The sequence below is a fragment of the Streptomyces sp. NPDC093111 genome (genome assembly GCF_040683955.1).
Taxonomy (GTDB): domain Bacteria; phylum Actinomycetota; class Actinomycetes; order Streptomycetales; family Streptomycetaceae; genus Streptomyces.
Genome location: NZ_JBFBNW010000001.1, coordinates 14998 through 40857 on the forward strand (window position 1 = coordinate 14998; position 25860 = coordinate 40857).

The 25860-nt window shown below is 72.3% G+C and carries 23 protein-coding genes; 8 read left to right on the forward strand and 15 right to left on the reverse strand.

Annotated elements, in window-relative coordinates; translation table 11 throughout:
- Positions 1-153 precede the first annotated feature (153 nt).
- From AB0Q96_RS00080 to AB0Q96_RS00090, 3 genes are all read left to right on the forward strand, one after another.
- Positions 154-864 carry a phosphatase PAP2 family protein gene (locus tag AB0Q96_RS00080; RefSeq protein ID WP_365320738.1) on the forward strand — a complete coding sequence of 237 codons (711 nt, stop codon included), beginning with the start codon at positions 154-156 and terminating at the stop codon, positions 862-864.
- 335 nt (positions 865-1199) lie between these two features.
- The gene (locus tag AB0Q96_RS00085) at positions 1200-2018 is read left to right on the forward strand and encodes a hypothetical protein (protein ID WP_365320739.1); all 819 of its coding nucleotides are present in this window, start codon (positions 1200-1202) and stop codon (positions 2016-2018) included.
- Positions 2019-2131: 113 nt separating this feature from the next.
- Positions 2132-2311 carry a hypothetical protein gene (locus AB0Q96_RS00090; protein WP_365320740.1) on the forward strand — a complete coding sequence of 60 codons (180 nt, stop codon included), beginning with the start codon at positions 2132-2134 and terminating at the stop codon, positions 2309-2311.
- An 82-nt stretch (positions 2312-2393) separates the two neighbouring features.
- Here the strand turns inward: AB0Q96_RS00090 and AB0Q96_RS00095 are convergent, their stop codons facing one another.
- A complete protein-coding gene (locus AB0Q96_RS00095; protein ID WP_329422562.1) occupies positions 2394-2780 on the reverse strand; it encodes a metal-sensitive transcriptional regulator in 387 nt (128 codons plus the stop codon).
- 193 nt (positions 2781-2973) lie between these two features.
- Between AB0Q96_RS00095 and AB0Q96_RS00100 the strand changes: the two genes are divergently transcribed.
- Positions 2974-3594 (forward strand): DUF47 family protein, encoded by a 621-nt coding sequence (locus AB0Q96_RS00100; protein ID WP_365320741.1) that lies wholly within the window; start codon positions 2974-2976, stop codon positions 3592-3594.
- Between the two features lie 5 nt (positions 3595-3599).
- Positions 3600-4598: an inorganic phosphate transporter gene (locus AB0Q96_RS00105; RefSeq protein ID WP_365320742.1), complete on the forward strand. Its 999-nt coding sequence runs from the start codon at positions 3600-3602 to the stop codon at positions 4596-4598.
- A 140-nt stretch (positions 4599-4738) separates the two neighbouring features.
- Here the strand turns inward: AB0Q96_RS00105 and pstB are convergent, their stop codons facing one another.
- The 11 genes from pstB to mshD all read right to left on the reverse strand — a co-directional run bounded on the left by pstB (position 4739) and on the right by mshD (position 16097).
- Entirely contained in the window at positions 4739-5515 is a 777-nt protein-coding gene (gene pstB, locus AB0Q96_RS00110) for a phosphate ABC transporter ATP-binding protein PstB (RefSeq protein ID WP_365320743.1), read from the reverse strand.
- Between the two features lie 26 nt (positions 5516-5541).
- Positions 5542-6615: a phosphate ABC transporter permease PstA gene (gene pstA / locus AB0Q96_RS00115; RefSeq protein WP_365320744.1), complete on the reverse strand. Its 1074-nt coding sequence runs from the start codon at positions 6613-6615 to the stop codon at positions 5542-5544.
- Positions 6612-7595, reverse strand: a complete 984-nt coding sequence (pstC, locus tag AB0Q96_RS00120; protein ID WP_365320745.1) for a phosphate ABC transporter permease subunit PstC — start codon at positions 7593-7595, stop codon at positions 6612-6614. Before pstC ends, pstA begins: the two co-directional genes overlap by 4 nt.
- 116 nt (positions 7596-7711) lie before the next feature.
- Positions 7712-8845: a phosphate ABC transporter substrate-binding protein PstS gene (gene pstS, locus AB0Q96_RS00125; RefSeq protein WP_365320746.1), complete on the reverse strand. Its 1134-nt coding sequence runs from the start codon at positions 8843-8845 to the stop codon at positions 7712-7714.
- A 197-nt stretch (positions 8846-9042) separates the two neighbouring features.
- Positions 9043-9441 carry an NUDIX hydrolase gene (locus AB0Q96_RS00130; protein ID WP_365320747.1) on the reverse strand — a complete coding sequence of 133 codons (399 nt, stop codon included), beginning with the start codon at positions 9439-9441 and terminating at the stop codon, positions 9043-9045.
- Positions 9438-10433, reverse strand: a complete 996-nt coding sequence (locus tag AB0Q96_RS00135; RefSeq protein WP_365320748.1) for a CHAD domain-containing protein — start codon at positions 10431-10433, stop codon at positions 9438-9440. The genes AB0Q96_RS00130 and AB0Q96_RS00135 overlap by 4 nt, the downstream gene beginning before the upstream one ends.
- On the reverse strand, positions 10420-12669 hold the full coding sequence (locus tag AB0Q96_RS00140) for an RNA degradosome polyphosphate kinase (RefSeq protein ID WP_365320749.1): 2250 nt from the start codon (positions 12667-12669) through the stop codon (positions 10420-10422). The genes AB0Q96_RS00135 and AB0Q96_RS00140 overlap by 14 nt, the downstream gene beginning before the upstream one ends.
- 228 nt (positions 12670-12897) lie before the next feature.
- Entirely contained in the window at positions 12898-13845 is a 948-nt protein-coding gene (locus tag AB0Q96_RS00145) for an ABC transporter permease (RefSeq protein ID WP_365320750.1), read from the reverse strand.
- Positions 13842-14681 carry an ABC transporter ATP-binding protein gene (locus tag AB0Q96_RS00150; RefSeq protein WP_365320751.1) on the reverse strand — a complete coding sequence of 280 codons (840 nt, stop codon included), beginning with the start codon at positions 14679-14681 and terminating at the stop codon, positions 13842-13844. The genes AB0Q96_RS00145 and AB0Q96_RS00150 overlap by 4 nt, the downstream gene beginning before the upstream one ends.
- Positions 14678-15076 (reverse strand): GntR family transcriptional regulator, encoded by a 399-nt coding sequence (locus tag AB0Q96_RS00155; RefSeq protein ID WP_329422580.1) that lies wholly within the window; start codon positions 15074-15076, stop codon positions 14678-14680. The genes AB0Q96_RS00150 and AB0Q96_RS00155 overlap by 4 nt, the downstream gene beginning before the upstream one ends.
- Positions 15077-15170: 94 nt before the next feature.
- Positions 15171-16097 (reverse strand): mycothiol synthase, encoded by a 927-nt coding sequence (gene mshD, locus AB0Q96_RS00160; RefSeq protein ID WP_365320752.1) that lies wholly within the window; start codon positions 16095-16097, stop codon positions 15171-15173.
- Positions 16098-16237: 140 nt separating this feature from the next.
- Between mshD and AB0Q96_RS00165 the strand changes: the two genes are divergently transcribed.
- The 3 genes from AB0Q96_RS00165 to AB0Q96_RS00175 all read left to right on the forward strand — a co-directional run bounded on the left by AB0Q96_RS00165 (position 16238) and on the right by AB0Q96_RS00175 (position 22565).
- Positions 16238-18079, forward strand: a complete 1842-nt coding sequence (locus AB0Q96_RS00165) for a bifunctional metallophosphatase/5'-nucleotidase (protein WP_365320753.1) — start codon at positions 16238-16240, stop codon at positions 18077-18079.
- Between the two features lie 136 nt (positions 18080-18215).
- The gene (locus tag AB0Q96_RS00170; protein WP_365320754.1) at positions 18216-21524 is read left to right on the forward strand and encodes a FlgD immunoglobulin-like domain containing protein; all 3309 of its coding nucleotides are present in this window, start codon (positions 18216-18218) and stop codon (positions 21522-21524) included.
- Between the two features lie 180 nt (positions 21525-21704).
- A complete protein-coding gene (locus AB0Q96_RS00175; protein ID WP_365320755.1) occupies positions 21705-22565 on the forward strand; it encodes a phosphatidylinositol-specific phospholipase C domain-containing protein in 861 nt (286 codons plus the stop codon).
- Here the strand turns inward: AB0Q96_RS00175 and AB0Q96_RS00180 are convergent.
- Genes AB0Q96_RS00180 through AB0Q96_RS00190 form a run of 3 tightly spaced genes read right to left on the reverse strand, consistent with a single transcriptional unit; the run spans position 22530 to position 25860 of the window.
- Positions 22530-23996, reverse strand: coding sequence for a HAMP domain-containing sensor histidine kinase (locus AB0Q96_RS00180; RefSeq protein ID WP_365320756.1), 1467 nt, complete (start codon positions 23994-23996; stop codon positions 22530-22532). The genes AB0Q96_RS00175 and AB0Q96_RS00180 overlap by 36 nt on opposite strands.
- Positions 23993-24730 (reverse strand): response regulator transcription factor, encoded by a 738-nt coding sequence (locus AB0Q96_RS00185; RefSeq protein WP_365320757.1) that lies wholly within the window; start codon positions 24728-24730, stop codon positions 23993-23995. The genes AB0Q96_RS00180 and AB0Q96_RS00185 overlap by 4 nt, the downstream gene beginning before the upstream one ends.
- Positions 24731-24750: 20 nt before the next feature.
- Positions 24751-25860, reverse strand: a complete 1110-nt coding sequence (locus AB0Q96_RS00190) for a trypsin-like peptidase domain-containing protein (RefSeq protein WP_365320758.1) — start codon at positions 25858-25860, stop codon at positions 24751-24753.

Consider the following 25860-nt stretch of genomic DNA (forward strand, 5'->3'; position numbering starts at 1 on the left):
CCCCGGGCTGCGACGACCCGTCACCTTTCGATAACGTCCACGTGATCTTGGGTGGAGAGCGGAACGCTGCCTTCGGGCGGATCGTTCACCGATCCGACCACTCCGATCACGGGGGTTTGGACACCACCCACACACAGCAAGGGGCAGCAGCAGATGGCTGGACTCGCATCGGACGGTTCGAACCCCGATGTCAGCCTGCTCTACGACATCAACGGGCTGGCGAAGGCCGCTCCGCCGTGGTTCGACCGCGTCATGGGCTTCGTGGGCGAGTACGGCATCATGCTCGGCCTCGTCCTCGTCGCGCTCGGCTGCTGGTGGAGCGTCCGCCGCCGGGGCACCCCGGCCGACTCGGTCGCCGGGCTCGCCGCGCTGATCTGGGCCCCGCTCGCGGCCGGCGTCGCGCTGCTGGTGAACATCCCGATCCGCGGGTTCGTCGAACGGCCCCGGCCGTTCAACGACCACCAGGGGCTCGAGGTCCTCGTCGACGGCAAGACCGACTACTCCTTCGTCAGCGACCACGCCACCATGGCGATGGCCGTCGCCGTCGGGATCTTCGTCGCCCACCGCAGGTTCGGCCTCGTCGCCATCGGCCTCGCGCTCACCGAGGCGTTCTGCCGCGTCTACATGGGCGTGCACTACCCGACCGACGTCGTCGGCGGCCTCGCCCTCGGCACCGCCGCCGCGCTGCTCCTCGCGCCGCCCGCGCTCGCCCTGCTCACCCCGGTCGTCTCGGCCGTCGCCCGCTCCCCGCGCGGTGCCCGCCTGGTCCGCTCGCGGCGCGCCGCCGACCGCCTGGCGGTGGCCGAAACGGTGGGTATGCCGGAGTCCCGGCTCGGCTCCGGGGAACGGGACCTCGCCGCCTAGGAGGGTCTCGGGGCCCGTAGGGGGCCTCCAGGGATCCGTGGGGAGGTCTCTTCAGGGCCCGTAGGGAGAAGCCCCTCCGGACCCGTGGGCGAGCCCCTCAGGATTCTGCGGACGCCTGATGTTCCGTCGCGTCCGTACGGGCCCGCTCGCGTGATCTGCGGGCCGGGCCCGTCCATCCGCAACTGCACCGGGCCGTCGCGAACGAGCCGCGTTCCGTGGTCTCCGTGTGATGCACGCTCTCCACCGTACTGCGCGTGACGGGCCGCCCCGACCGTCGTTATCCGGACGGGTGGGACCCGGACGGACAACGGTACGGCGTTGGGGGTTGGCAGGCGATGGTGGTGCGGAACGGACACGCGGGCGGCGCATGGGCCGTCGCCGCGGCCCTGCTCGGAACGGTGGCCGCCGGCGGCTGCGCGGCCCCCCGGGACGACGCCGAGCCGGGCGGCGATCCGGCGCGGGCCGTCCGGGGCGCGGCCGAGGCGCTCGCCCGTGCCGGATCGTCCCGGACCAGCACCTCCATGGAGATGGCCTCCGGCGGCACCCGCGTCACCATCCGCGGCGAGGGCGGCTACGACTTCCGCCGCCGCACCGGCACGCTCCAGGTGATCCTCCCCAAGGACGCCGCGGGCGAGAGCGAGCACCGGCCCATCACGGAGCTCCTGGCGCCCGGCGCGCTCTACATGAAGAACCGGGGCGCGGGCGTCCCCGCCGACAAGTGGGTACGGGTCGACACCACCACCCTCGACGACGGCAACCTCGTCACCGGCGGCGCCACCGACCCGGCCGCCGCCGCCGAGCTGCTGCGCGGCGCCCGCACGGTGGCGTACCTGGGCGAGGTGGATCTCGCGGGGGTGAAGGTGCGCCACTACCGGGGCGTCGCCGACATCGCGGTGGCGGCCCGGCACGCCTCCCCGCAGGTCCGCGGGGCGCTGGCCGCCGCGGCGAAAGGGTTCACCACGGACGCGGTGCCCTTCGACGCGTATCTGGACGGGGAGGGGCTGCTGCGGAAGGTGCGCCACCAGTTCAGTTTCAGCAACCAGGGGCGCACGGTCGCGGTCGCGTCGACCACGCTGCTGTACGGGTTCGGGGCGCGGGTGACGGTGACGCTGCCGGACCACGAGGACATCTACGCCGGGAAGATCAAGGTCTGACCGGCCCCCGGGCCGGGTCCCGCCCTGGCCATCGGCAAATGGTCCGGACGTGTCATGTGCGGTCCGTAGGGCGCTCCCTACGCTGGGAGACCGACGCCGGCAGGAAGAGGTGAATGCGCATGGCTCCGCCGCCCGCCACCGCGACCACGCTCAGCGATCCCGAGCGCATCGCCCTGGCCGAGATCGAACTGTGCGGTGAGCTGATCATCGCGGCCTCGGCCGCCGTCGAGGAGCGGCTGAGCGCCGACCGCATCGACGAGGTGCTCCGGGTCGGCGCCGGGCGGGCGCACTAGCCCGCGTCCGGGTCGGCATGGGGCGGGCGCACTGGCCCGCGCGGCCGGGCGCCCGCGTCGCGGTGCGCCCCGCGCGCGGGTCTCAGGTGCGCATCATGCGGGCGATGGCCTTGGTGGCCTCCTCGACCTTCGCCTCGATCTCGTCGCCGCCCTTGGTGGCCGCGTCCGCGACGCAGTGGCGCAGGTGCTCCTCCAGGAGCTGGAGCGCGAAGGACTGGAGGGCCTTCGTGGAGGCCGAGACCTGGGTGAGGATGTCGATGCAGTAGACGTCCTCGTCGACCATGCGCTGGAGCCCGCGGATCTGCCCCTCGATGCGGCGCAGCCGCTTGAGGTGCTCGTCCTTCTGCTTGTGGTAGCCGTGCACGCCGTGGTCGTGGTCCGTGCCGGCGGCGGCGCCGACCGAGGGGTCGCCCGCCGGGTCGGTGGTGGCGGCCTCGGGGGTGAGCTGGTCCGCCTCGGTGGTCGTCATCGCGTCCTCCCGTTGTCCAGAAAGGGTGGGTATACCCCTCGTGGGTATATGGTACCGATCCCCGCGGAAACCGTGCGGGCCCCGTGCAGATCACTCTGCCTGATGGAGGACACTGAAGGGACGCCGGTTAGCCGTGGCCGGATGATGCGCCTAGCATCAGCCTGACCGAAACCCAGCACCCCGAGGACCCCACGTGCGATTTCGTCTGACCCCCAGGGAGACGAGCTTCTATGACATGTTCGCCGCGTCCGCGGACAACATCGTCACGGGCGCCAAGCTCCTGATGGAACTGCTCGGAGCGGACACCTCCGCCCGGGCCGAGATCGCGGAACGGATGCGGGCAGCGGAGCACGCCGGCGACGACGCGACCCACGCCATCTTCCACCAGCTGAACTCCTCGTTCATCACGCCGTTCGACCGCGAGGACATCTACTCCCTCGCGTCCTCCCTCGACGACATCATGGACTTCATGGAGGAGGCCGTCGACCTGGTCGTCCTCTACAACGTGGAGGAGCTCCCGAAGGGCGTCGAGCAGCAGATCGAGGTGCTGGCCCGGGCCGCCGAGCTCACCGCCGAGGCCATGCCGAACCTGCGGACCATGGCGAACCTCACGGAGTACTGGATCGAGGTCAACCGGCTGGAGAACCAGGCCGACCAGATCCACCGCAAGCTGCTCGCGCACCTCTTCAACGGCAAGTACGACGCCATCGAGGTGCTGAAGCTCAAGCAGATCGTGGATGTGCTGGAAGAGGCGGCCGACGCCTTCGAGCACGTGGCCAACACCGTGGAGACCATCGCGGTCAAGGAGTCCTGAGCTTCGTGGACACCTTCGCTCTGATCGTGACCATCGGTGTCGCGCTCGGCTTCACGTATACGAACGGCTTCCACGACTCCGCCAACGCCATCGCCACCTCGGTGTCGACCCGGGCGCTGACGCCCCGGGCGGCGCTCGCGATGGCCGCGGTCATGAACCTGGCGGGCGCGTTCCTCGGCAGCGGGGTCGCCAAGACCGTCAGCGAGGGCCTGATCGAGACGCCGCACGGCGACAAGGGGATGGGCATCCTCTTCGCCGCGCTGGTCGGCGCGATCATCTGGAACCTCGTCACCTGGTACTTCGGTCTGCCGTCCTCCTCCTCGCACGCCCTGTTCGGCGGCATGGTGGGCGCGGCGCTCGCGGGCGGCACGGAGGTGATCTGGTCGGGCGTGCTCGACAAGGTCGTCATCCCGATGTTCGTCTCGCCGGTGATCGGTCTCCTCGCCGGTTACCTGGTCATGTGCGTGATCCTGTGGCTCTTCCGCAAGGCCAACCCGCACAAGGCCAAGCGTGGCTTCCGCATCGCGCAGACCGTCTCGGCGGCCGGCATGGCCCTCGGCCACGGTCTGCAGGACGCGCAGAAGACCATGGGCATCGTGGTGATGGCGCTGGTCATCGCCGATGTGCAGCAGCAGGGCGACGACATCCCGGTCTGGGTGAAGATCGTCTGCGCCATGATGCTCTCGCTCGGCACCTACGCCGGCGGCTGGCGGATCATGCGGACCCTCGGCCGCAAGATCATCGAGCTGGACCCGCCGCAGGGCTTCGCCGCGGAGACCACCGGCGCCTCGATCATGTTCGGCTCGGCGTTCCTGTTCCACGCGCCGATCTCCACCACCCATGTCATCACCTCGGCGATCATGGGTGTGGGCGCCACCAAGCGCGTCAACGCGGTCCGCTGGGGCGTCGCCAAGAACATCGTCCTCGGCTGGTTCATCACCATGCCGGCCGCGGGTCTGGTGGCCGCGCTGAGCTACTACGTCGTGGCGCTGTTCTTCGGCTAGGAACCGCGCACCACGTGGTTGGGCCCGGCTCCCCTGTGGGGGAGCCGGGCCCTTGTGCGTCATACGGCGGCACCGCCATGCAGCGCCGTACGACGGTCCTTGGGGGGCCGGACGAGTCGTCCGGGCCCGTTCCCGAGGGCTTATCCGAAGCGGCCGGAGATGTAGTCCTCGGTCGCCTGGACGCTCGGGTTGGAGAAGATCCGCTCGGTGTCGTCGAGCTCGATCAGCTTGCCGGGCTGGCCGACGGCCGCCAGGTTGAAGAAGGCCGTGCGGTCCGAGACGCGGGCGGCCTGCTGCATGTTGTGCGTCACGATGACGATCGTGAAGCGCTCCTTGAGCTCGCCGATGAGGTCCTCGATCGCCAGCGTCGAGATCGGGTCGAGCGCCGAGCAGGGCTCGTCCATCAGCAGGACGTCGGGCTCGACGGCGATGGCGCGGGCGATGCACAGGCGCTGCTGCTGGCCGCCGGAGAGGCCGGAGCCCGGCTTGTTGAGGCGGTCCTTGACCTCGTTCCACAGGTTGGCGCCCTTGAGGGAGCGCTCGACGATGTCGGCGAGCTCGGACTTCTTGTAGCTGCCGTTGAGGCGCAGGCCCGCCGCCACGTTGTCGAAGATCGACATGGTGGGGAAGGGGTTGGGGCGCTGGAAGACCATGCCGACCGTGCGGCGCACCGCGACGGGGTCGACGTTGGCGCCGTACAGGTTCTCGTCGTCCAGCATCACCTTGCCCTCGACGCGGCCGCCGGGGGTGACCTCGTGCATGCGGTTCAGGGTGCGCAGGAAGGTGGACTTGCCGCAGCCGGACGGGCCGATGAAGGCCGTCACGGAGCGGGGCTCGACGGTCATGGAGATGTCGTCGATCGCCTTGTGGTTGCCGTAGTAGGCGGAGAGGCCGCTGACGTCGATTCGCTTGGCCATATCAGTTCACTTCCAGGGTGACCGCGTCAGCGGCCGGTCTTGGGGGCCTTCCAGCGGGCGATGCCGCGGGCCACCATGTTGAGGATCATGACGAAGGCGATCAGGACGAGCGCGGCGGCCCAGGCGCGGGCCACGGCGGCGTCGGTGCCGACCGCGTACTGCTCGTACACGTAGAGCGGCAGGGAGGACTGGGCGCCTTCGAAGGGGTTCGGGTTGATGAGCTTCGTACCGAACACGAGGAGCAGCACGGGGGCCGTCTCACCGGTGATGCGGGCGACCGCGAGCATGACGCCCGTGGTGATGCCGCCGATCGCGGTGGGCAGGACCACCTTGAGGATCGTGCGCCACTTGGGGACGCCGAGGGCGAGGGAGGCCTCGCGCAGCTCGTTGGGGACGAGCTTCAGCATCTCTTCGGTGGAGCGGACGACGACCGGCATCATCAGGATCGCGAGGGCCATCGCGCCGGCGAACCCGGAGGGCCCGAAGCCCAGCATCAGGTTCCAGGTGGCGAGGATGAACAGACCCGCGACGATCGAGGGGATGCCCGTCATGACGTCGACGAAGAAGGTGACGGCCTGGGCCAGCTTCCCGCCGCCGTACTCGACGAGGTAGACCGCGGTCAGCAGTCCGATGGGGGCGGCGATCAGCGTCGCGATGGCGACCTGCTCGATGGTGCCGAGCAGGGCGTGGTAGAGACCGCCGCCCGCCTCGGCGTCGAGGACGCCGTTCATCGAGTGGCTGAGGAAGTACGGGTCGAGGACTTCCAGGCCCTTGCTGAGGGTGACCCAGCCGAGGGAGAGCAGCGGGACCACGGCGAGGACGAAGCAGACCCAGACGAGGCTGGTCGCGACGCGGTCCCTGGCCTGGCGGGAGCCCTCGACCTTGGTGGTGATCGCGTAGGTGGCGAGGACGAAGAGCAGTCCGGCGATCAGGCCCCACTGGACCTTGCTGTGCCAGCCGGCGGCGAGGCCGATGCCGCAGCCCGCGGCGATCGAGCCGACGGCGACGGCGGCGGGGGTCCAGCGCGGGAGCCGGGCGTGGGAGAGGGAGCGGCGCGGGCCGACCGAGGCGACCGGACGTTCCTGTATGGCGTGGCTCATGCGTTCGCCCCCGAGTACTCCTTGCGGCGCGCGATGATCATGCGAGCGGCGCCGTTGACCAGCAGGGTGATGACGAAGAGGACGAGGCCCGAGGCGATCAGGGCGTCCCGGCCGAACTCGTTGGCCTCGTTGAACTTCGCGGCGATGTTCTGCGCGAAGGTGCCGCCGCCCGGGTCGAGGAGGTGGCCCGAGAGGACGAAGCTGGGGGAGAGGACGACGGCGACGGCCATCGTCTCGCCGAGGGCGCGGCCGAGGCCGAGCATGGAGGCGGAGATGATGCCGGAGCGGCCGAAGGGCAGCACCGACATGCGGATGACCTCCCAGCGCGTGGCGCCGAGGGCGAGCGCGGCTTCCTCGTGCATGCGCGGGACCTGGAGGAAGACCTCGCGGGTCACGTTGGTGATGATCGGGAGGATCATGATCGCCAGCAGGATGCCGACGGTGAACAGGTTGCGGGCGACGCCGTCGCTGGACTTGTCGAAGATGTACGTCCAGCCCAGGTACTGGTCGAGCCACTGGTTCAGGCCGTCCAGGTACGGGACGAGGAAGATCGCGCCCCAGAGGCCGTAGATGATGCTGGGGACGGCGGCGAGCAGGTCGACCACGTACGCGAGCGGCTTGGCCAGCTTGCGCGGGGCGTAGTGCGAGATGAAGAGCGCGATGCCGATCGCGACGGGCACGGCGATCGCCATGGCGATCACCGAGGACACGACCGTGCCGAAGGCGAGGACCGCGATGCCGAAGACCGGCGGGTTCGCGGCGGGGTTCCACTCGAAGGTCGTGAAGAAGTTGGTGCTGTCCTGCGAGATCGCGAGGACGGCGCGGTACGTGAGGAAGACCGCGATCGCGGCCATGATCACGAGGAGGGTGATGCCGGAGCCGCGGGACAGACCGCTGAAGACGCGGTCCGCGGCGCGGCCCACGCTCTTGGCGCGGCGGCTGCTCCGTATGTCAGGTGTGTCGGGTGATGTCGTAGCCATCTGCTTCTCCGGTCTGCGGGGCCGGTACGGGGGGGCGTACGGGCTCCTGGCGGCGGTGCACCGGATGCCGGGGCCGGCCCCTCCACGGGAGGTGAGGGGCCGGCCCCGGCCGGGGGTCAGGACAGGGTGGGGACGATCTCGCGGACCTTGGCCGCGATCTCGGCCGGAAGCGGGGCGTAGCCGGCGTCGGAGAGGACCTTCTGGCCCTCCTCGCTGGCGGTGTAGTTCAGGAAGGCCTTCAGGGTCGGCAGGGTCTCCGCCTTGTTGCCCTTGTCGCAGGCGATCTCGTACGTGACCAGGGTGATCGGGTAGGCGCCCTCGGCCTTGGTCGTGTAGTCGAGGGAGAGGGCCAGGTCGCTGCCGGTGCCCTTGACCTTGGCGGCGGCGATGGCCTTGGAGGCGTTCTCCGTGGTGGCGGCGACCGGGGCGGCGGCACCGGTGTTGATGCTGACCGTGGAGATCTTGTTGGCGGTGGCGTAGGAGAGCTCGAAGTAGCCGATGGAGCCCTCGGCGTCCTTGACCGCGGTGGCGACACCGGAGGAGCCGTTGGCGGCCTGGCCGCCCGGGGCGGGCCACGACTTCGTCTTCGGGTCGTACTTCCAGTCGGCCTTCGCGGTGGCCGAGAGGTACTTGCCCAGGTTCTGGGTGGTGCCCGACTCGTCCGAGCGGTGGAAGGCCTGGATGGTGGAGTCCGGCAGCTTGGCGCTCGGGTTCAGCTTGGCGATCGCCGGGTCGTTCCACTTGGTGATCTTCGTGTCGAAGATCTTGGCCAGGGTGGGGGCGTCCAGGACGAGGTTGTCCACGCCGTCCAGCTTGTAGCCGATGGCGATGGGGCCGCCGACCATCGGCAGGTTGATGCCCTTGCCGCCCTTGCAGATCTTCTGCGACTCGGCGACCTCTTCGTCCTTGAGGGCGGAGTCGGAGCCGGCGAAGGTGACCTGGCCCTGGTTGAACTTGGTGATGCCACCACCCGAGCCGATGGCCTGGTAGTTGACCTCGACGCCGGAGCAGGCGGCCTGGAAGTTCTTGACCCACAGGTCCATCGCGTTCTTCTGCGCGCTGGAGCCGGCGGCCAGGAGCTGGCCCTTCGCGCCGTCGCACTTGACGTTCGACGCGGCGGCGGAGGTCTTGCCACCGTCCTTGGTGGGCTCGTTGTTGTTGTCCGAACCACACGCCGAGAGGACGAGCGCGCCGGAGACGACGAGGGCACCGATCGCGGAGGCGCGAAGCCCGTTTCGCGAAAGCTTCACTTTCGGGTGTTCCTTCCAGAAGCCGCCTGCCGTGGACCTTGCTGTCCTGGACGTTGTACGGCGGCGCGTGTCGGAGTGGTGGGGTGCGGCACTGTGCTGTGCACCTTGTACGGCCGAAATTAGGCAGAACAGGTGAAGCGGTCGACGGGGGAGGGTGAACGGGAAGTGAACCGTGCCGGAAGGTGAGGTGCGGACCGTTACCTGGTCGTTGTAGCGAGGAGCGCGTCGAGGAGTTCGCGGTCCCGGGGCTGGGTGAGCCGGGCCCGGGCGGCGGCGGGGGCGAGCCAGACGAGGACGTCGACCTCGCGGGAGGGCGCGAAGGCTCCGTCGAGGGCGCGCGCGGCCCAGTAGCTGACCTCCTTGGGCTCCCCGTTCACGGGGTAGCGGAGGGTGGGGAGGCGGGCGCCCAGCTCGCAGGCGTGGCCCGTCTCCTCCCGTACCTCGCGCAGCGCGCAGGCGCGTATCGACTCGCCGCGCTTCAGCTTCCCCTTCGGGTGCGACCAGTCGCCGTATTTCGGGCGGTGGACCAGGGCGATCTCGACCCCCCGCCCCGACGCCGCCGGGCGCCAGAGGACGCAGCCCGCGGCGAGGATCACGGGACGCCCGCCGTGGTGCGGGACCAGGCGCGCTGGAAGGCGAAGCGGGAGGCTTCGACGTCGTGGCGCTGGTCGGCGTGGAGGACGCCGAGGGCGTAGGCGGTGGCCGGGGCGATGCGGGGGGTGCGGGCGGCGGTGGCGGCGGCCGCGGCGGCTTCGGCGGCGTCGCGGTGGCGGTCGAGGGCCCGGCCGGCCTCGTAGAGGACCGGGTCGGGTTCGGCGCCGGCGTGCAGGACCTCGCCGGCGTAGCGGTGCAGGCGGAGCAGGGCGCGGGTGTGGTGCCAGGGCGCGTCCTGGTTCTCGCCGGCGGCGAGGGCGAGGGCCTCGGCGTTGTACGGGTGGGCCGCGCGGGTCAGCGGGAGGGCGGCGACCGCGTCGAGGAGGCGGTGTTCCAGGCCGGCGGCGGGGGCGTCCAGGACGTCGAGGGCGGGGGCGGCGCCGGCCGGGCCGAGGGGGACCTCGGAGGCGAGCAGGGCGACGGAGTCCGCGACGGCGTGGAAGCGGGAGGAGCCGAGGGCCTGGAGGGCGGCGGAGTGGGCCCGGGTGCGGGCGAGGGTGAGCTGGCGTTCGAGGAGGGCGCCGGCCCGGGCGGCGCCGACGGTGAGGCCGGGGCCGGTGCTCTCGGTGCGGCGGGCGGCGGGGACCGTCAGGCCGGGGCCGCCGTTCGACAGGCGGGACAGGGCGTCCACCAGCCGGACCAGGCGGGAGGTGCAGGCGTGCTCCAGGGCGAGGGTGCCGGAGAGCCAGGCGAGCTCGGTGCGGAGCTGGTCGGCCCAGGGGGCGTCGAGGAGCGGCCGGAAGGTGTGGAGGGTCCCGCTGATGCGGCGGGCGGCGGCCCGCAGCGTACGGGTGGCCTCTTCGGCGCCGGCGGTGTCGGCGCCGCTGTCGCCGTGCAGGCGCAGGCCGCGGAGGAAGTCCGCGGCCCGCGCGTGCAGATAGGGGGTGAGCACCTCGCCGGCCGAGACCTCGGAGGTGATGTCAGGGTTGTGCACGCCGGCGCCTCCGCGCGTCGATGAGCATCTCCTGGACGTGCCGCAGCGGCTGGCCTTCGGGGTCGGTCGCGTGGCGCGTCCAGATCCCGTCCGGGCCGAGGTGCCAGGAGGAGGTGGTGTCGGACATCCCGGTCTCCATGAGCCGGGTCAGGGCGGCCCGGTGGGCGGGGTCGGAGACCCGTACGAGGGCCTCGATCCGCCGGTCCAGGTTGCGGTGCATCATGTCGGCGCTGCCGAGCCAGACCTCGGGTTCGCCGCCGTTGGCGAAGGCGAAGACCCGGGAGTGCTCCAGGAAGCGCCCGAGGATCGAGCGGACCCGGATGTTGTCGGAGAGTCCTTCGACGCCGGGGCGTACGGCGCAGATGCCGCGGACCCAGATGTCGACGGGGACGCCGGCCTGGGAGGCCCGGTAGCAGGCGTCGATGATCGCCTCGTCGACGAGCGAGTTGACCTTGATCTTGACGTAGGCGGGCCGCCCGGCGCGGTGGTGGGCGACCTCCTTGTTGATGCGGGAGACCAGGCCGTCGCGGAGCGACTTGGGGGCGGTGAGCAGGCGGCGGTAGGTCTCGCGGCGGGAGTAGCCGGAGAGCCGGTTGAACAGGTCGGAGAGGTCGGCGCCGACCTGCGGGTCCGCGGTGAGCAGGCCGAGGTCCTCGTAGAGCCGGGCGGTCTTGGGGTGGTAGTTGCCGGTGCCGACGTGCGAGTAGCGGCGCAGGACCTCGCCCTCCTGGCGTACCACCAGGGACAGCTTGCAGTGGGTCTTGAGGCCGACCAGGCCGTAGACGACGTGGCAGCCGGCCTCTTCCAGCTTGCGGGCCCACTTGATGTTGGCCTGCTCGTCGAAGCGGGCCTTGATCTCGACGAGGACGAGGACCTGCTTGCCGGATTCGGCGGCGTCTATGAGGGCGTCGACGATCGGGGAGTCGCCGGAGGTGCGGTACAGCGTCTGCTTGATCGCGAGGACGTCGGGGTCGCCCGCCGCCTGCTCCAGGAAGGCCTGGACGGAGGTGGAGAAGGAGTCGTACGGGTGGTGCAGGAGCACGTCCCGTTCGCGGACCGCGGCGAAGATGTCGGGCGCGGAGGCGGACTCGACCTCGGCGAGGTCGCGGTGGGTGCCGGCGACGAACTTGGGGTACTTCAGCTCGGGCCGGTCGAGGGAGGCGATGCCGAAGAGGCCGGTGAGGTCGAGCGGGCCGGGCAGCGGGTAGACCTCGGCGTCGGAGATCTTCAGCTCGCGGACGAGGAGGTCGAGGACGTAGGGGTCGATGGACTCCTCGACCTCCAGGCGCACCGGCGGCCCGAAGCGGCGGCGCATGAGTTCCTTCTCCAGGGCCTGGAGCAGGTTCTCGGCGTCGTCCTCCTCGACCTCCAGGTCCTCGTTGCGGGTCACCCGGAACATGTGGTGCGCGAGCACCTCCATGCCGGGGAAGAGCTCCTCCAGGTGCGCGGCGATGACGTCCTCCAGCGGGACGTACCGCTCGGGGGAGGCCTCCAGGAAGCGGGAGAGCAGCGGCGGGACCTTGACGCGCGCGAAGTGGCGGTGGCCGCTGACGGGGTTGCGGACGACGACCGCGAGGTTGAGGGAGAGCCCGGAGATGTACGGGAAGGGGTGCGCGGGGTCCACGGCCAGCGGGGTGAGGACCGGGAAGATCTGCTGGCGGAACAGGGTGAAGAGGCGGGCCTGCTCCTTCTCGGTGAGCTCGGGCCAGCGGATGAGGTGGATGCCTTCGTCGGCGAGGGCCGGGGCGACGTCCTGCTGGTAGCAGGCGGCGTGCCGGGCCATGAGCTCGCGCGAGCGGGTCCAGATGAGGTCGAGCACCTCGCGGGGCTGGAGGCCGGAGGCGGAGCGGGTGGCGACGCCGGTGGCGATGCGGCGCTTGAGGCCGGCGACGCGGACCATGAAGAACTCGTCGAGGTTCGACGCGAAGATCGCGAGGAAGTTCGCCCGTTCGAGGAGGGGTGTCTGGGGGTCCTCGGCGAGTTCGAGCACCCGCTCGTTGAAGGCGAGCCAGCTGCGCTCCCGGTCGAGGAAGCGGCCCTGGGGGAGTTCCCCTGCGCTGTCGTCGTCCTCGTACGCGTCGAGGTCGGCGTCCAGATCGGGTTCGAGGTCGCTGGTGGCCGCGCCGTTGACGGCGTGCGGCCGGTGAGCGGCTATGGATCCCAGGGACGGCTGGGGGGACTTCGTGGACGCCTTCGCGGACGGCTGGACCGGGACCTCGGCGGGCTGCTGGCTCATGGTCCCATTCTTCCGCGCGAAGGGCTGGTGGGGCGCGTCGGAGCGGGCCGTGGGGGAGGGAAGTCTCCCCTTGGGAAGGGCGGACACGGAGCGCTTCATTGCGTGAGCGTCGCAAGCGCGTCTGAATGGCCGGTAACGGGGACGTGTCGTTCGGGAATCGGGGGCGGGGCCGCATGGACCCCGCCACCTGCGTCTCCGCCGCCGCCGGGGCGCCGGCCGGGGGGCGCGCTACGGGTGCCGGGCGCGCAGGACGCGGAAGGCCGCGAGGAGGGCGAGGGCGGCGAGGGCGAGGAGGATGCCGGTCTCGGCGAGCTGGGTGGGCCAGAAGTGGGACTGCGGGTGGTAGTCGAGGTACTGGCCGGTGACGTTCTTGGAGGCCCAGCAGGCCGGGGGGTTGTTCCCTTCGAGGCAGGACCATTCCGCGATGCGGTGCCCGTCGCGGGTGAGCAGGCCGGTGTCCATCATGAGGCCGCCGTCCGGTACGAGCAGGGGGCCCCGCACCACGTCGACGGGTCCGGTGATCGTCTCGACGCCGAGGAAGCTCCAGCGCAGGCCGCCGAGGACGAACAGGACCAGGCCGGTGACGAGGCCGGTGACCGCCATCGCGAGGAGGGTGCGCCGGACCAGCAGGCCGACGAGGGTGCCGACGGCGACGGCGGCGAGGACGTAGCCGACGAGCACGATCCCGGTGCCCTCGTACGGGCCGCGGTCGCTCCAGGCGAGCTGGTACGTGCCCGCGACGCGGCCCCAGCCGAGCCGGTAGACGCCGATGAGGGCGAGGGTGGCCGCGAGGGCGGTGACCGCGGTGGTGACGACCTTGGCGCGGAGCCAGGCCGTCGGGGTGACCGACTGGGTGAGGCCGAGCCGGTAGGTGCCGGACTCGAACTCGCGGGCGATCAGGGGGCCGGCCACGAAGGCGCCGACGAGCAGCGGCAGGAGGAGCAGGCCGGTGCCCGCGTACTCCATGGCGATGCGCAGGGTCTCGTACCCGCGGCTCTCGTCGGCGGGCGCCCAGGTGCCGTCGGGGAGGCGCACGTCGGGGGTCCGGCCGTCCCAGACGCGCAGGCCGCCGATCACGGCGAGGGACAGCAGGACCAGGCCGGCGGTGGTCCACAGGGTGCGCCGGTACTGGCGGACCGTCACCCAGGACGGGCCCTTGAGGGCGAGGGCGCTCACGCGGCGACTCCTTCGGTGGTGCGGAGGTGGGCGAGGAGGAGGTCCTCCAGGGTGGGGTCGGCGGCTTCCCACGGGCCTTCGACGGGGCCCTCGCGGCGGACCAGGGCGGTGAGCTGACGGCCCGTCGTGCGGGTGTCGACCACGGTGTGCGGGGCGAGGTCGGCGACGGGGCCGGTGAGCAGGGTGTGCGCCGCGAGCAGCTCGTCGACGGAGCCGGCGAGGCGGATCCGGCCGTCGGCGAGGAGCAGGAGGTGGTCGCAGGTGCCCTCCAGCTCGGTGAGGATGTGCGAGGACATGACGACGGTGGTGCCGCGTTCGGCGGCGTCGGCCATGAGCAGGCCCATCAGCTGTCGGCGGGCCAGCGGGTCGAGGTCGGCCATCGGCTCGTCCAGGAGCAGGAGCTCGGGGCGCTTGCCGAGGGCGAGGGCGAGCGCGAGGCGGGTGCGCAGGCCGCCGGAGAGTTCGCGGACCAGGGCGCGCGGGTCGAGCGCGTCGGCGAGGACGGCGCGGGCGGCGGCCTCGTCCCAGCGGCCGGGGTTGAGCTCGCGGCCCATGCGCAGGGTGTCGGCGACGGTGAGTCTGGGGTGCAGCGGCTTGTCCTGGGCGACGTACGCCAGGCGGTCGCGCGGCGGCGCGGTGATCGTGCCCTCGGTCGGCCGGAGCAGGCCCGCGGCGAGGCCCAGGAGGCTGGACTTGCCGGCTCCGTTGGGGCCGACGAGGGCGCAGACGCGGCCGGCGGGGAGGGCGAGGGAGCAGTCGCGCAGGGCCCAGGGCCGGGCGCGTCCCCCGTACCGTATGCCGAGGCCGGCGGCCTCCAGCGCCGTCGTGGTGCTCATGCGTCGTCCCCCTTGTAGAACGTGTCCAGTACGGATGTGAAGAGCGCGGCGACGTCCTCGCGGCCGAGGCCCTCGGCGCGGGCCCGGCGGGTCCAGTCGGCGAGTTCGCCGCGCAGGGGCGAGTCGGCGGGGCCGGTGCCGAGGGTGGCGCGGACGAAGGTGCCGAGGCCGCGGCGGGCCTCGACGAGGCCCTCGCGTTCGAGCTCGCGGTAGGCCTTGAGGACCGTGTTGGGGTTGATGGCCGTGGCCTCGACGACCTCGCGCGCGGTGGGCAGGCGGTCGCCGGGCTCCAGCAGGCCCATGCGCAGGGCCTGCTTGGTCTGCTGGACGATCTGGAGGTACGTGGCGACGCCGCTGCGCCGGTCGATGCGGTAGGCGAGCACGGGCTCTTCCACCACCCTTTCACTAATCAAGTAGTGAAAGGGTGGTGGAAAGAAGGGGGCGGTGTCAACCGCCCCCTTGCCGGGAGGAGTTCAGGACCTCGTGGGTTCAGGACTCCGTGCGGTACATCAGGTCCACCTCGTGGGTCCGGAAGCCGAGGCGCTCGTAGACCGTGACCGCCGCCGTGTTGTCGGCGTCCACGTACAGCATCGCCGTGGGCAGGGTCTGGGCCGCGAGGTGCCGCAGGCCGGTCGCGGTGAGGGCCTTGCCGAGGCCGCCGCCCTGCGCGTCGGGCAGCACGCCGACGACGTACACCTCGCCCAGCTGCTCCTCGGCGTGGACCTTGGTCCAGTGGAAGCCGACCAGTCGCCCGTCCTTCTCCGCGAGGAAGAAGCCCTTCGGGTCGAACCAGGTCTCCGCCATCCGGTCGTCCAGGTCCCGCTGGGTCAGCGAGCCCTGTTCGGGGTGGTGGGCGAAGGCGGCCGCGTTGACCGCGAGCCAGGCCGTGTCGTCCTGGCCGGGCACGAAGGTGCGGACGGTGACGCCCTCGGGCAGCACCGGCTCGGGGATGTCCAGCGGGACCAGCGGGCGGCGCAGTTGGCGCAGTTCGCGGAACAGGGTCAGGCCGAGGACCTGCGCGAGGTGGCGGGCCGCCGACTTGCCGCCGTGCGCCCACACCCGCAGCCGCTTGCCGGAGGCGTCGAGCAGGGCGCTGCCCAGGGCCCGGCCGTGGCCGCGGCCGCGGTGCGAGGGGTGCACGACCAGCTCGGCCGCGGGGGCCTCGACCGGGTCGGTCTCCTCCAGCTGGGCGTACCCGTAGAGGTTCGGACCGACAGTGAGGAGGAGGTGGCGGACGCCTTCGCGGCGCCCGTGGCGCAGATAGAGCCGGCCCTGTTCGGACACGGCGTGCATGCCGTCGGCGCGGTCGGCGGCCTCCAGGAGGTCGAGGACCGCCGTGACCTGCTCGGGGTTCAGTTCTTCGTAACTGGTGATCTGCCGTCCCGGTTCAAGGGCCGGCGCCGCGTCGGAAGTCATGGTGACGAGCCTACGGCGGGTGGGTGCCGGCTCGGGGCAGATCAATGGCAACCAGCTCGTAACCAGCCGACCCCTGTTGCGCTACGCGCGTTGACTCTAGGCTGCCGCTCGCAGGACAGATCGGGATTCAAGGGGAGCGGATGGCAGCGAAGCGGTCGAAGCAGAACAGGGCGGGGCGGCGGATACTCGTCGCCGGGGCGGGACTGGCCACCATCGGTGCGCTCGTCGCCGCGATGCCCGCCGGTGCGTCGCAGGACGACGTGAGCGCCTCGGGCGCGTCGTACGGCACCAACGGCAAGGGCTGGGGGCGGATGGTCGACGTCCAGCTGCTGTCCTTCAACGACCTCCACGGCAACCTGGAGCCCCCGGCCGGTTCCTCCGGCCAGGTCACGCAGACCAACCCGGACGGCACGACCACGAAGATCGACGCAGGTGGTGTCGAGTACCTGGCCACGCACCTGCGCCAGGCCCGTCAGGGGAATCGTTACTCCATCACGGCCGCGGCCGGTGACCTGATCGGCGCCTCGCCGCTGCTCTCGGGCCTCTTCCACGACGAGCCCACCATCGGCGCGCTCAACAAGCTGGACCTGGACGTCACCTCGGTCGGCAACCACGAGTTCGACGAGGGCGCGCGCGAGCTGGCCCGCATGCAGGACGGCGGCTGTCACCCGACCGCCGGCTGTTTCGTCCAGGGCAAGAAGTTCAAGGGCGCCGACTTCCCGTACCTCGCGGCCAACGTGACGAACGAGAAGACCGGCAAGCCGCTGCTCGACCCGTACTTCATCTGGGAGAAGGACGGTGTCCGGATCGGCTTCATCGGCGTGACCCTGGAGGGCACCCCGAACGTCGTCACCGCCGAGGGCGTCAAGGGCCTGAAGTTCGGCGACGAGGTCGAGACGATCAACAAGTACACGAAGATCCTGGAGCGCAAGGGCGTCAAGTCCATCGTCGCCCTGGTCCACGAGGGCGGCATGCCGGCCTCGTCCTCGTACAACTACAACTGCGACGGGGACGGCGACGGTGACGGCGAGGGCGTCTCCGGCGCGATCGTCGACATCGCGAAGAACGTCTCGCCGCAGGTCGACGCGCTGGTCACCGGCCACACCCACCAGGCGTACGTGTGCAGCATCCCCGACCCGTCGGGCAAGCCGCGCCTGGTCACCTCGGCGTCCTCGTTCGGCAAGCTGTACACCGACACGACGCTGACCTACGACCGCCGCACCAAGGACATCGTCCGCACCGCGGTCGCCTCGGCCAACCACGTCGTCTCGCGTGACGTCCCGAAGGCCGCGGACATCACCAAGCTGATCGAGGACTGGAGGACGCTCGCCGCTCCGGTCGCCAACCGCCCGCAGGGCTACATCGCCGCCGACATCAACGGCCGCGGTTCCACGGCGTACGAGAAGCCGCTCGGCGACCTGATCGCCGACGCGCAGCTGGCGGGCCTGGCCCCGGCGGACAAGGGCGGCGCCCAGGTCGCGCTGATGAACCCGGGCGGCATCCGCTCCGACCTCGTCTTCAAGGCGTCCGGCGCCGAGGGCGACGGCGTGGTGACCTACGGCGAGTCGTTCACCGTGCAGCCGTTCACCAACATGATGAACGTGGTCGACCTCTCCGGCGCGAACCTGATCGCCGCGCTGAAGCAGCAGGTCAGCGGTTCGAACCTGAACTCGGTGAAGATCCTCCAGGTCTCCAGGGGCCTGACGTACACGCTCGACATGACCAAGACGGGCGCGGACCGCGTCGTCGACGGCACGATCAAGCTGAACGGTGCGGAGATCGACCCCGCGAAGACCTACCGCGTCGCGATGAACGAGTTCCTCACCGGCGGCGGCGACGGCTTCCCGGCGCTCGCGACCGGCACCAACAAGCTGGTCGGCGCCTCCGACCTGGACGTCTTCAACGCCTACCTGGCGGCGAACTCCTCGGCCTCCGCCCCGCTGGCGGTGCCGGCGGCGGACCGGATCACGGTCGTGAAGTAACCCTCACCGCGAGGGAGTCGTACGGGAGGGGCGGGTCCGCTGCGGCGGGCACCGCCCCTTTCCGATTCCCCCTGAACGCGTTCGAACCCCCTGTTACGCTCGTTCGATTCGAAACTTCTGGGGAGGGGTTCGGACCATGGGAACAGGGTGGGGAGAACGGCGGAGGGGCGCGCTCGCGCTCGCCGCGGCGACGGCGGCGCTGCTCGCGCTGACGCCGGTGGGGGCGGGGGCCGCGTACGCCGCGGACGGTGACGTCCCGGCCGAACTGGTGATCCCGGCGGAGGAGCAGGCCGATCCGCACGCGTCGAGCGTGCGGCCGGGCACGACGGGCTTCCTCCAGGGCGACTCGGCCGGCGGGTTCCGCTGGTACGCCTACGCCGACGGCGCCTCCACGGCCTTCGAGGACGACGGCGCCCAGATCCACGGCAACGGCACGGACACCTTCGCCCGGGTGTACGAGCAGAGGGGCGAGGTCGTCCTCCAGGACGCCGCCGGCGGCGCGGCGGAGACCCTCGCCATCGGGACCGGCCGGCGCGTCCTCGGCCTGGCCGGCCGTACGGTCGTCGCCGTGTCGGCGGCCCCCGGCGGCACGCCGCACGCCTTCTCGCTGGTGAACGGCGTCCCCGTCGACCGCCCGGTCACCGGACTGCCGCCCGGCGCGGGGGAGTTCGTGGTGCAGGGGGCCGCCCCGAGCGGCTTCCTCCTCTCGTACCGGGCAGGCGAGGCGAGCGCCCTCGTGTGGGTCGACCTCACCGGCGACGCCCCGCGGCTGCGCGAGCTCGGCGACGACCCGCGGTCCGCCTTCGTGCGGGGCGACGACCTGCTCACGGTCACCGCCACCGGGAAGCTGCGCGTGCGCGACCTCACGGGCGACTGGTCCGCACCCGTGCGCGAGACCGGCTGGACCGGCGACGACTCGCCCGTGGCCGTCCAGGGCGACCGGGTCCTGAGTGCGCGGAGCGAGGCCGACGGGCGGCTGACGCTGCTCTCCCGCCCCTTCGAGGGCGGCGCCGCGACGACGGTGCTCGCCGGCCTGACCCTCATGCCGAGGAGCGGCGGCGGCCCCCTGCTCGCCGTCGTCGACGACCCGCCTGCCCTCTCGCGCCCGGTCTACCGCGTCGCGCCGGGCGCCGACGGCGAGTTCGCGGCCACGAAGGTGGCCGTCGTCCCCGCCGGGCGCACCCTCACGCACGGCGTCTCCGCCGCCCAGGGCGTCCTGAACGCCGTCGACGAGGTGCCGCGGGGCGGCGGGCTCCGGCTGCGCTCCCTCGCGCTGACGACCGGCGGGCCGCTCGCCGCGGGGGACCGGGCCGACCGGGGGACGGACCCCGAGCGCGACCGGTACTTCGGGACGCCCACGGGCGACGGGCGGACCGTCTTCGGCAGCGGCTTCGGCCTGTACGCCCTGGAGGCCGGGGCGCAGCTGCCGCCCGCCTACACGGGCGCCTGGGACCTGGGCGGCGGCCCCGTCGGCGCCTCCGGCCGCTACGCCTCCTACACCGACGTGGCCGCCGCCCCGCGGGTCTTCGACCTGGACGCCAGGAAGGACGCGACCCCGCGCGGCCTCGTCAAGGGCGCCCCGACCTTCCTGGACGGCGGCACCCTGTGGGCCGCCGGCGCCACCCCCGGCGCGCTCTCCGCGATCGAGGTCCGCACCGGGGCCACCACCCGGAAGCTCACCGTCGCCGACTGCGTCCTGAAGGACGTCCAGGCGGTCGGCGCCGACGTCTACTGGAAGTGCGACGCGAAGTCCGGCGTCCTGAACACCGTGACGCGGGTGAACACCGCCCTGCCCGCGCACACGGCTGCCCGCCTCGGCGACGGCTACGTCACCCACGAGAAGGACGGGCTGCTCTCCCTGACGCCGCTGCGCGGCGGCGGCCCGACCCGCGAGCTCGGCCGGCCGGCCGACGCGCGGCCCGAGCGGGGCTGGAGCGTCGACCGGTTCGGCGGCCACACCGTCTTCGCCGACACCCGGCAGCGCCTGCACGTCGTGCCGAGCGGTGTCCCGGCCGCGGACCTGGCGGTGCTCGACTCCGAGCTGCCCGGCGAGGTCTTCGACGTCGAGGACACCGCCCCCTGGACCGCGAAGTGGTGGCTGTCCAAGCCCGCCGCCTCCTGGACGCTGAGCGTCAAGGACCGGGCCGGGAAGGTCGTCAGGACCCTGCGCGGCGGAGAGACCCGGGGCCTGGTCAGGGCCGTCTGGGACGGGAAGGACGACTCCGGGGCGGGAGCGGTCGACGGGCGGTACGCGTACGAGCTCGCCGTCGTGCCCGCCGACGGGGTCGGGGGCGAGCTGCGCCGCGGCGGCGGGACGCTCCTGACGCACGGCGGGCTCGGGGCGTACGAGCCGGTGACGCCGACCCGGATCCTGGACACCCGCGGCGGGCTCGGCGCGCCGAAGCGCCCGGTGTACGGCGGGGGCACGCTGACCCTCCAGGTCGCGGGCCGGGCCGGGGTCCCGGCGAGCGGGGTCTCGGCCGTCGTGCTGAACGTGACGGCGGTGAACGCCTCGGCGTCGACGTACGTGTCGGTCCACCCGTACGGCACGCAGCGCTCCGACGCGTCGAACCTGAACGTGACGGCCGGCCGGACCGTGTCCAACCTGGTGACCGTGCCCGTCAAGGACGGCAAGGTGACGCTGTACAACTTCCGGGGCTCGGTCGACCTGCTCGCGGACGTGGCCGGCTCGTACACGATGAGCGGCCCGGGCGACCGGTTCGCGCCGGTGACCCCGGCACGGGTCCTCGACACCCGGAGCGGGCTCGGCGCGCCGAAGGCCGCGGTGGGTCCGGCGCGGACGGTGAGCGTGCGGGTCGCGGGCCGCGGCGGGGTGCCGGCGGCCGGGGTGTCGGCGGTCGTCCTGAACGTGACGGCGACCGGGCCGACGGCGGCGGGCTTCGTGTCGGTGTACCCGTACGGCACGGCGCGGACCGGCGCGTCCAGCCTGAACACGGCGCCGGGGCGGACCGTCGCCAACGCGGTGGTCGTCCCCGTGAAGGACGGCAAGGTCACGCTGTACAACCACGCGGGCTCGGTCGACCTGCTGGCCGACGTGTCCGGCTACTTCACCGCCGGTGACCGGGGCGCGCTGTTCCGCCCGCTGGCCCCGGCCCGGCTCGTCGACACCCGGCGGGCCCTGGGCGGCCGGACGCTCGGTCCCGCGCAGAGCCTGACGCTGCCGGTCGCGGGCATCGGCGGGGTGCCGGCGAGCGGGGCCTCGGCGGTGGTCCTGAACGTGACGGGGACGAACGCGACGAAGTCGACGTACCTGGCGGCCACGACGGCGCCGGGGACCCCGAAGGTCTCGCACGTCAACCTGCTGCCGGGGCTGACCGTGCCGAATCTGGTGGTCGTGCCGGTCGTGGACGGGAAGCTGTACCTGTACAACCACGCGGGGTCGACGGACGTGATCGTGGACGTCTTCGGGTACTTCACGGGCTGAGCGGGGGCCGGGGGACCGGGGGCCGGGGGACTGGCTGACCGGAGGACCGGAGGACCGGAGGACCGGGGGACTGGGCGCCGGGCCACCCGGACGCCCGGACGCCCGGCCACCCGGCCACCCGGACATCGGACACGAACGGACTATGGCAGGGGCACGTCAACCCCTGTCATAGTGCCGCCCATGGACCGACGACGCTTTCTCGCGGGCACCGCCGCAGCCTCCGGCGCCCTGCTCCTGGGTGCCCCCTCCGCCCGGGCGGCCACCGCCCTAGGGACGCAGGACTGGATGGCTGCCCACGGCGACCCCACCCCGCTCCAGAGGCTCACGATCCCCGGCACCCACGACTCGGGCGCCCGCTACGGCGGACCGTGGACCGAGTGCCAGGACACCACCATCGCGCGGCAACTGGACAGCGGCATCCGCTTCCTGGACGTACGGTGCCGGGTGACCGGTGGATCGTTCGCGATCCACCACGGGGCCTCCTACCAGGACCTCATGTTCGGCGACGTCCTCGGCGCCTGCTGGGACTTCCTCGCCGCGCACCCCACCGAGACCGTCCTGATGCGGGTCAAGCAGGAGTACTCGTCCGAATCCGACGCCACCTTCCGCGCGGTCTTCGACGACTACCTCGACCACCGCGGCTGGCGGCCCCTCTTCCGGATCGGCGACGGCGTCCCCACCCTCGGCGAGGCCCGCGGCCGGGTCGTGCTCCTCGCCGACAACGGCGGACTGCCCGGCCTGCGGTGGGCCGACGGCACGTACTTCGACGTGCAGGACGACTACCAGGCCGAACCGTTCGGCAAGTGGCCCAAGGTCAGGGACCAGTTCCGCGAGGCCGCCGGACAGCCCGGCCGGTTCTACGTCAACTTCGTCTCCACCGCCGCGGGCCTCCCGCCCCGGTGGAACGCCGACCGGCTCAACCCGCAGGTGCACGCCCTCCTCGACGGCGAGGGCGCGGGCTGGAAGGGGCTCGGGATCGTCCCCCTGGACTTCCCCGACACCCGTTCAGGACTCGTCGAGTCCCTCATCCGGCACAACTGACCCCGCCACCGCGGTGGGCGACGGCGGCGGTGTCGGGGCCCCCGGCAGCCGCACCGTCGCCACCGTGCCGCCGCCCTCCGCCGGGGTGAGCGCGACCGTGCCGCCCGCCTGCCCGACCGTACGGGCCACGATCGACAGGCCGAGACCCGAACCCGGCAGGCTGCGCGCCGACGGCGAGCGCCAGAAGCGGTCGAAGACGTGCGGCAGCTCCTCCGCCGGGATGCCGGGGCCGTGGTCCCGGACCGTCAGCTCGCCCCGCATCAGGGTCACCTCGATGGTCCCGCGCGGCGGCGAGAACTTCACCGCGTTGTCCAGGACGTTCACCAGCGCCCGCTCCAGGGCAGCCTGCTCCGCCCGTACGTACCAGGGCGCCAGGTCCGTCACGAAGGTCAGCTCCGGGCCCCGCAGCCGCGCCCGGTCCAGCGCCGCGCGCAGGATCGTGTGCAGCGCCACCACCTCCAGCGGGCCGCGGGCCGCCGCGTCCGGCCGGGACAGCTCCTGGAGGTCGCCGATCAGCGCCGCCAGCTCCGTCATCTGCGCCTTCACCGAGGCCATCAGGGCCCGCCGGTCCTCCGGCGGCAGCGCCCGGCCGGTCTGCTCGCTGCGGGCCAGCAGCTCGACGTTGGTCCGCAGCGAGGTCAGCGGCGTGCGCAGCTCGTGGCCCGCGTCCGCGATCAGCTGCGCCTGCCGGTCGCGGGAGGTCGCCAGCGCCGCCGTCATCGCGTTGAAGGAGCGGGAGAGCCGGGCGATCTCGTCCTCGCCCTCGACCGGGATGCGGACCGTCAGGTCCTCGGTCGCCGCGACGTGCTCGACCGCCCCGGTCAGCCGGTGCACCGGCTCCAGACCGGTCCGCGCCACCCACAGGCCGGCCGCCCCGGCGCCGACCACCCCGATGCCGGAGACCAGCAGCAGCACCCAGGCCAGCGTGGACATCGAGTTGTCGATCTCGTACGTGGGGCGGGCGACGGAGACCGCGACCGGCTGCGAGATCGGCTGCCGGACGAGGTTCATCGGGTACGTGTAGACCCGCATCTCCGTGCCGTCCTCGGCGTTCGTCGTGTGCAGCGCGGAGGAGACGCGGCCCTGGGCCACCGCCGTGTCCGAGGTCTGCGCCGGGATCACCGAGCGGCCCGTGGAGCAGAGCACCTCGCCGTCCGTCGACACGATCTGCAGGGTCTGCGCGCCGCGCGGCGCCGGCAGCGGCCGGTTCTGCGTGGTCGTCCCGCAGGAGCTCAGCAGCTTCTGGGCGTCCTGCGCGGTGAGCTGCGCCGAGCGCAGCGAGTCGTCCAGTTCCGCCTCCAGCTGGGCCCGGGTCACGAACCAGCAGGCCACCGAGACCGCCGCGACCGCGACCGCCACCGCGAGCGCGGTGAGGAGCGCGAGCCGGGAGCGCAGCGGCCGTGAGCGGAACCAGGTCACCGGGCTGGTCACTCCGCGCCTCCGCCGCGCAGCACGTAGCCGACCCCGCGCACGGTGTGCACCAGGCGCGGCTCGCCGCCCGCCTCGGTCTTGCGGCGCAGGTACATCACGTACACGTCCAGCGAGTTGGAGCTGGGCTCGAAGTCGAAGCCCCACACGGCCTTCAGGATCTGCTCGCGGGTCAGCACCTGCCGGGGGTGCGCGAGGAACAGCTCCAGGAGCGTGAACTCGGTACGGGTCAGCTCCACCGGCCGCCCGCCCCGGCTCACCTCGCGGGTGGCCAGGTCCATCCGCAGGTCCTCGAAGGACAGCACGTCGCCCTCGGACCGCGGCCCGGCCGGCGGCGCCGCGTACGAGCTGCGGCGCAGCAGGGCGCGGATCCGGGCGAACAGCTCGTCCAGCTCGAAGGGCTTCACCAGGTAGTCGTCCGCGCCCGCGTCGAGGCCGGTGACCCGGTCGCCGACGGTGTCGCGGGCGGTGAGCATCAGGATCGGCACGGTCGAGCCGGACGCCCGGATGCGGCGGGCGGCGGTCAGGCCGTCCATGCGGGGCATCTGGACGTCGAGGACGACGAGATCGGGGGCGTACGTCTCCATCCTGGCGAGCGCGTCGAGCCCGTCGACGGCGTCCTCGGTCGCGTACCCCTCGAAGGCGAGGCTGCGGCGCAGCGCCTCCCGCACGGCGGGCTCGTCGTCCACGATGAGGATGCGCTCGGCGCGTTCGGCTTCGTTCTGCTGGCCAGTCATGGACTCAGCGTCCCATGTGTTCAGGCGGCACCGCCCGAGCGCAGGCTGTCCAGGTCGGCCTTGAGGGTGTCGACCGGGATCGCGAATCCGAGGCCGACGCTGCCGGCCGTGGAACCGCCCGAGGAACTGGGCGAATACATGGCCGAATTGATTCCGATGATCTCGCCGTTCATATTGATCAGCGCGCCGCCGGAATTACCGGGATTGAGCGAGGCGTCGGTCTGGAGCGCCTTGTACGTGGTCTTCGAGGAGCCGGTGTCGCCGTTGAACTGCTGCCCGCCGAACTCGAACGGCCACCCCTGGCGCGGGTCCCACTGCCGGCCCTGGCCGCCCTGGTCCTGCCCCTGGCCCTGGTCCTGGCCCTGCCCCTGGCCGCCCTCCTTGGCGACGGTCACGTCGCGGTCGAGGGCGGAGATGATGCCGCTGGTGACGGTGCCGGTCAGGCCCTCGGGGGAGCCGATCGCGACGACCTCGTCGCCGACCCGCACCTTGGACGAGTCGCCGAGCGTCGCCGTCTTCAGGCCGGACGCGCCCTCCAGCTTGATCAGCGCCAGGTCCTTGTCCGGGTCCGTGCCGACGACCTTGGCGTCGTAGCTCTTGCCGTCGGAGGTCTGCACCTTGATGGCGGAGGCGCCGGAGACGACGTGGTTGTTGGTGACGATCTCGCCGTCGCCGGTGATGATCACGCCGGAGCCGGTGGACTTGCCGGAGCCGGAGCTCGCGGAGATCTCCACGATGGACGGGGAGACGGCGGCGGCCACTCCGGCGACCGTGCCCTTGTTGCTCGCCGACACGTTCGTGCCGCTGACCGAGCCGCTCGCGGTGGTGGCGCCGTCGGAGGTCCAGCGCTCGACGAGGGTGGCGGTGCCGCCGCCGACGGCCGCGGCGGCGATGGCCACGGCCGCCAGGAGGCCCACCCCGCGCTTGGCCCGGCGGTGCGGGCCGGGGCCGGGCGCCGGGGCGGCGAACGCCGGCTGCTGCGGGGGCGGCGGCGGGCCGTACCCGCCGGCCGGGGTCTGCCCGCCGGACGGCCAGACGGTGGTGCCCGGCTCGGTGCTGATGGGCTCCGCCGGGTCGTACGGCGGCCGCGGCGGGTGGTACGGCTGCTGGGGCTGCTGGTTGTCCGTCAT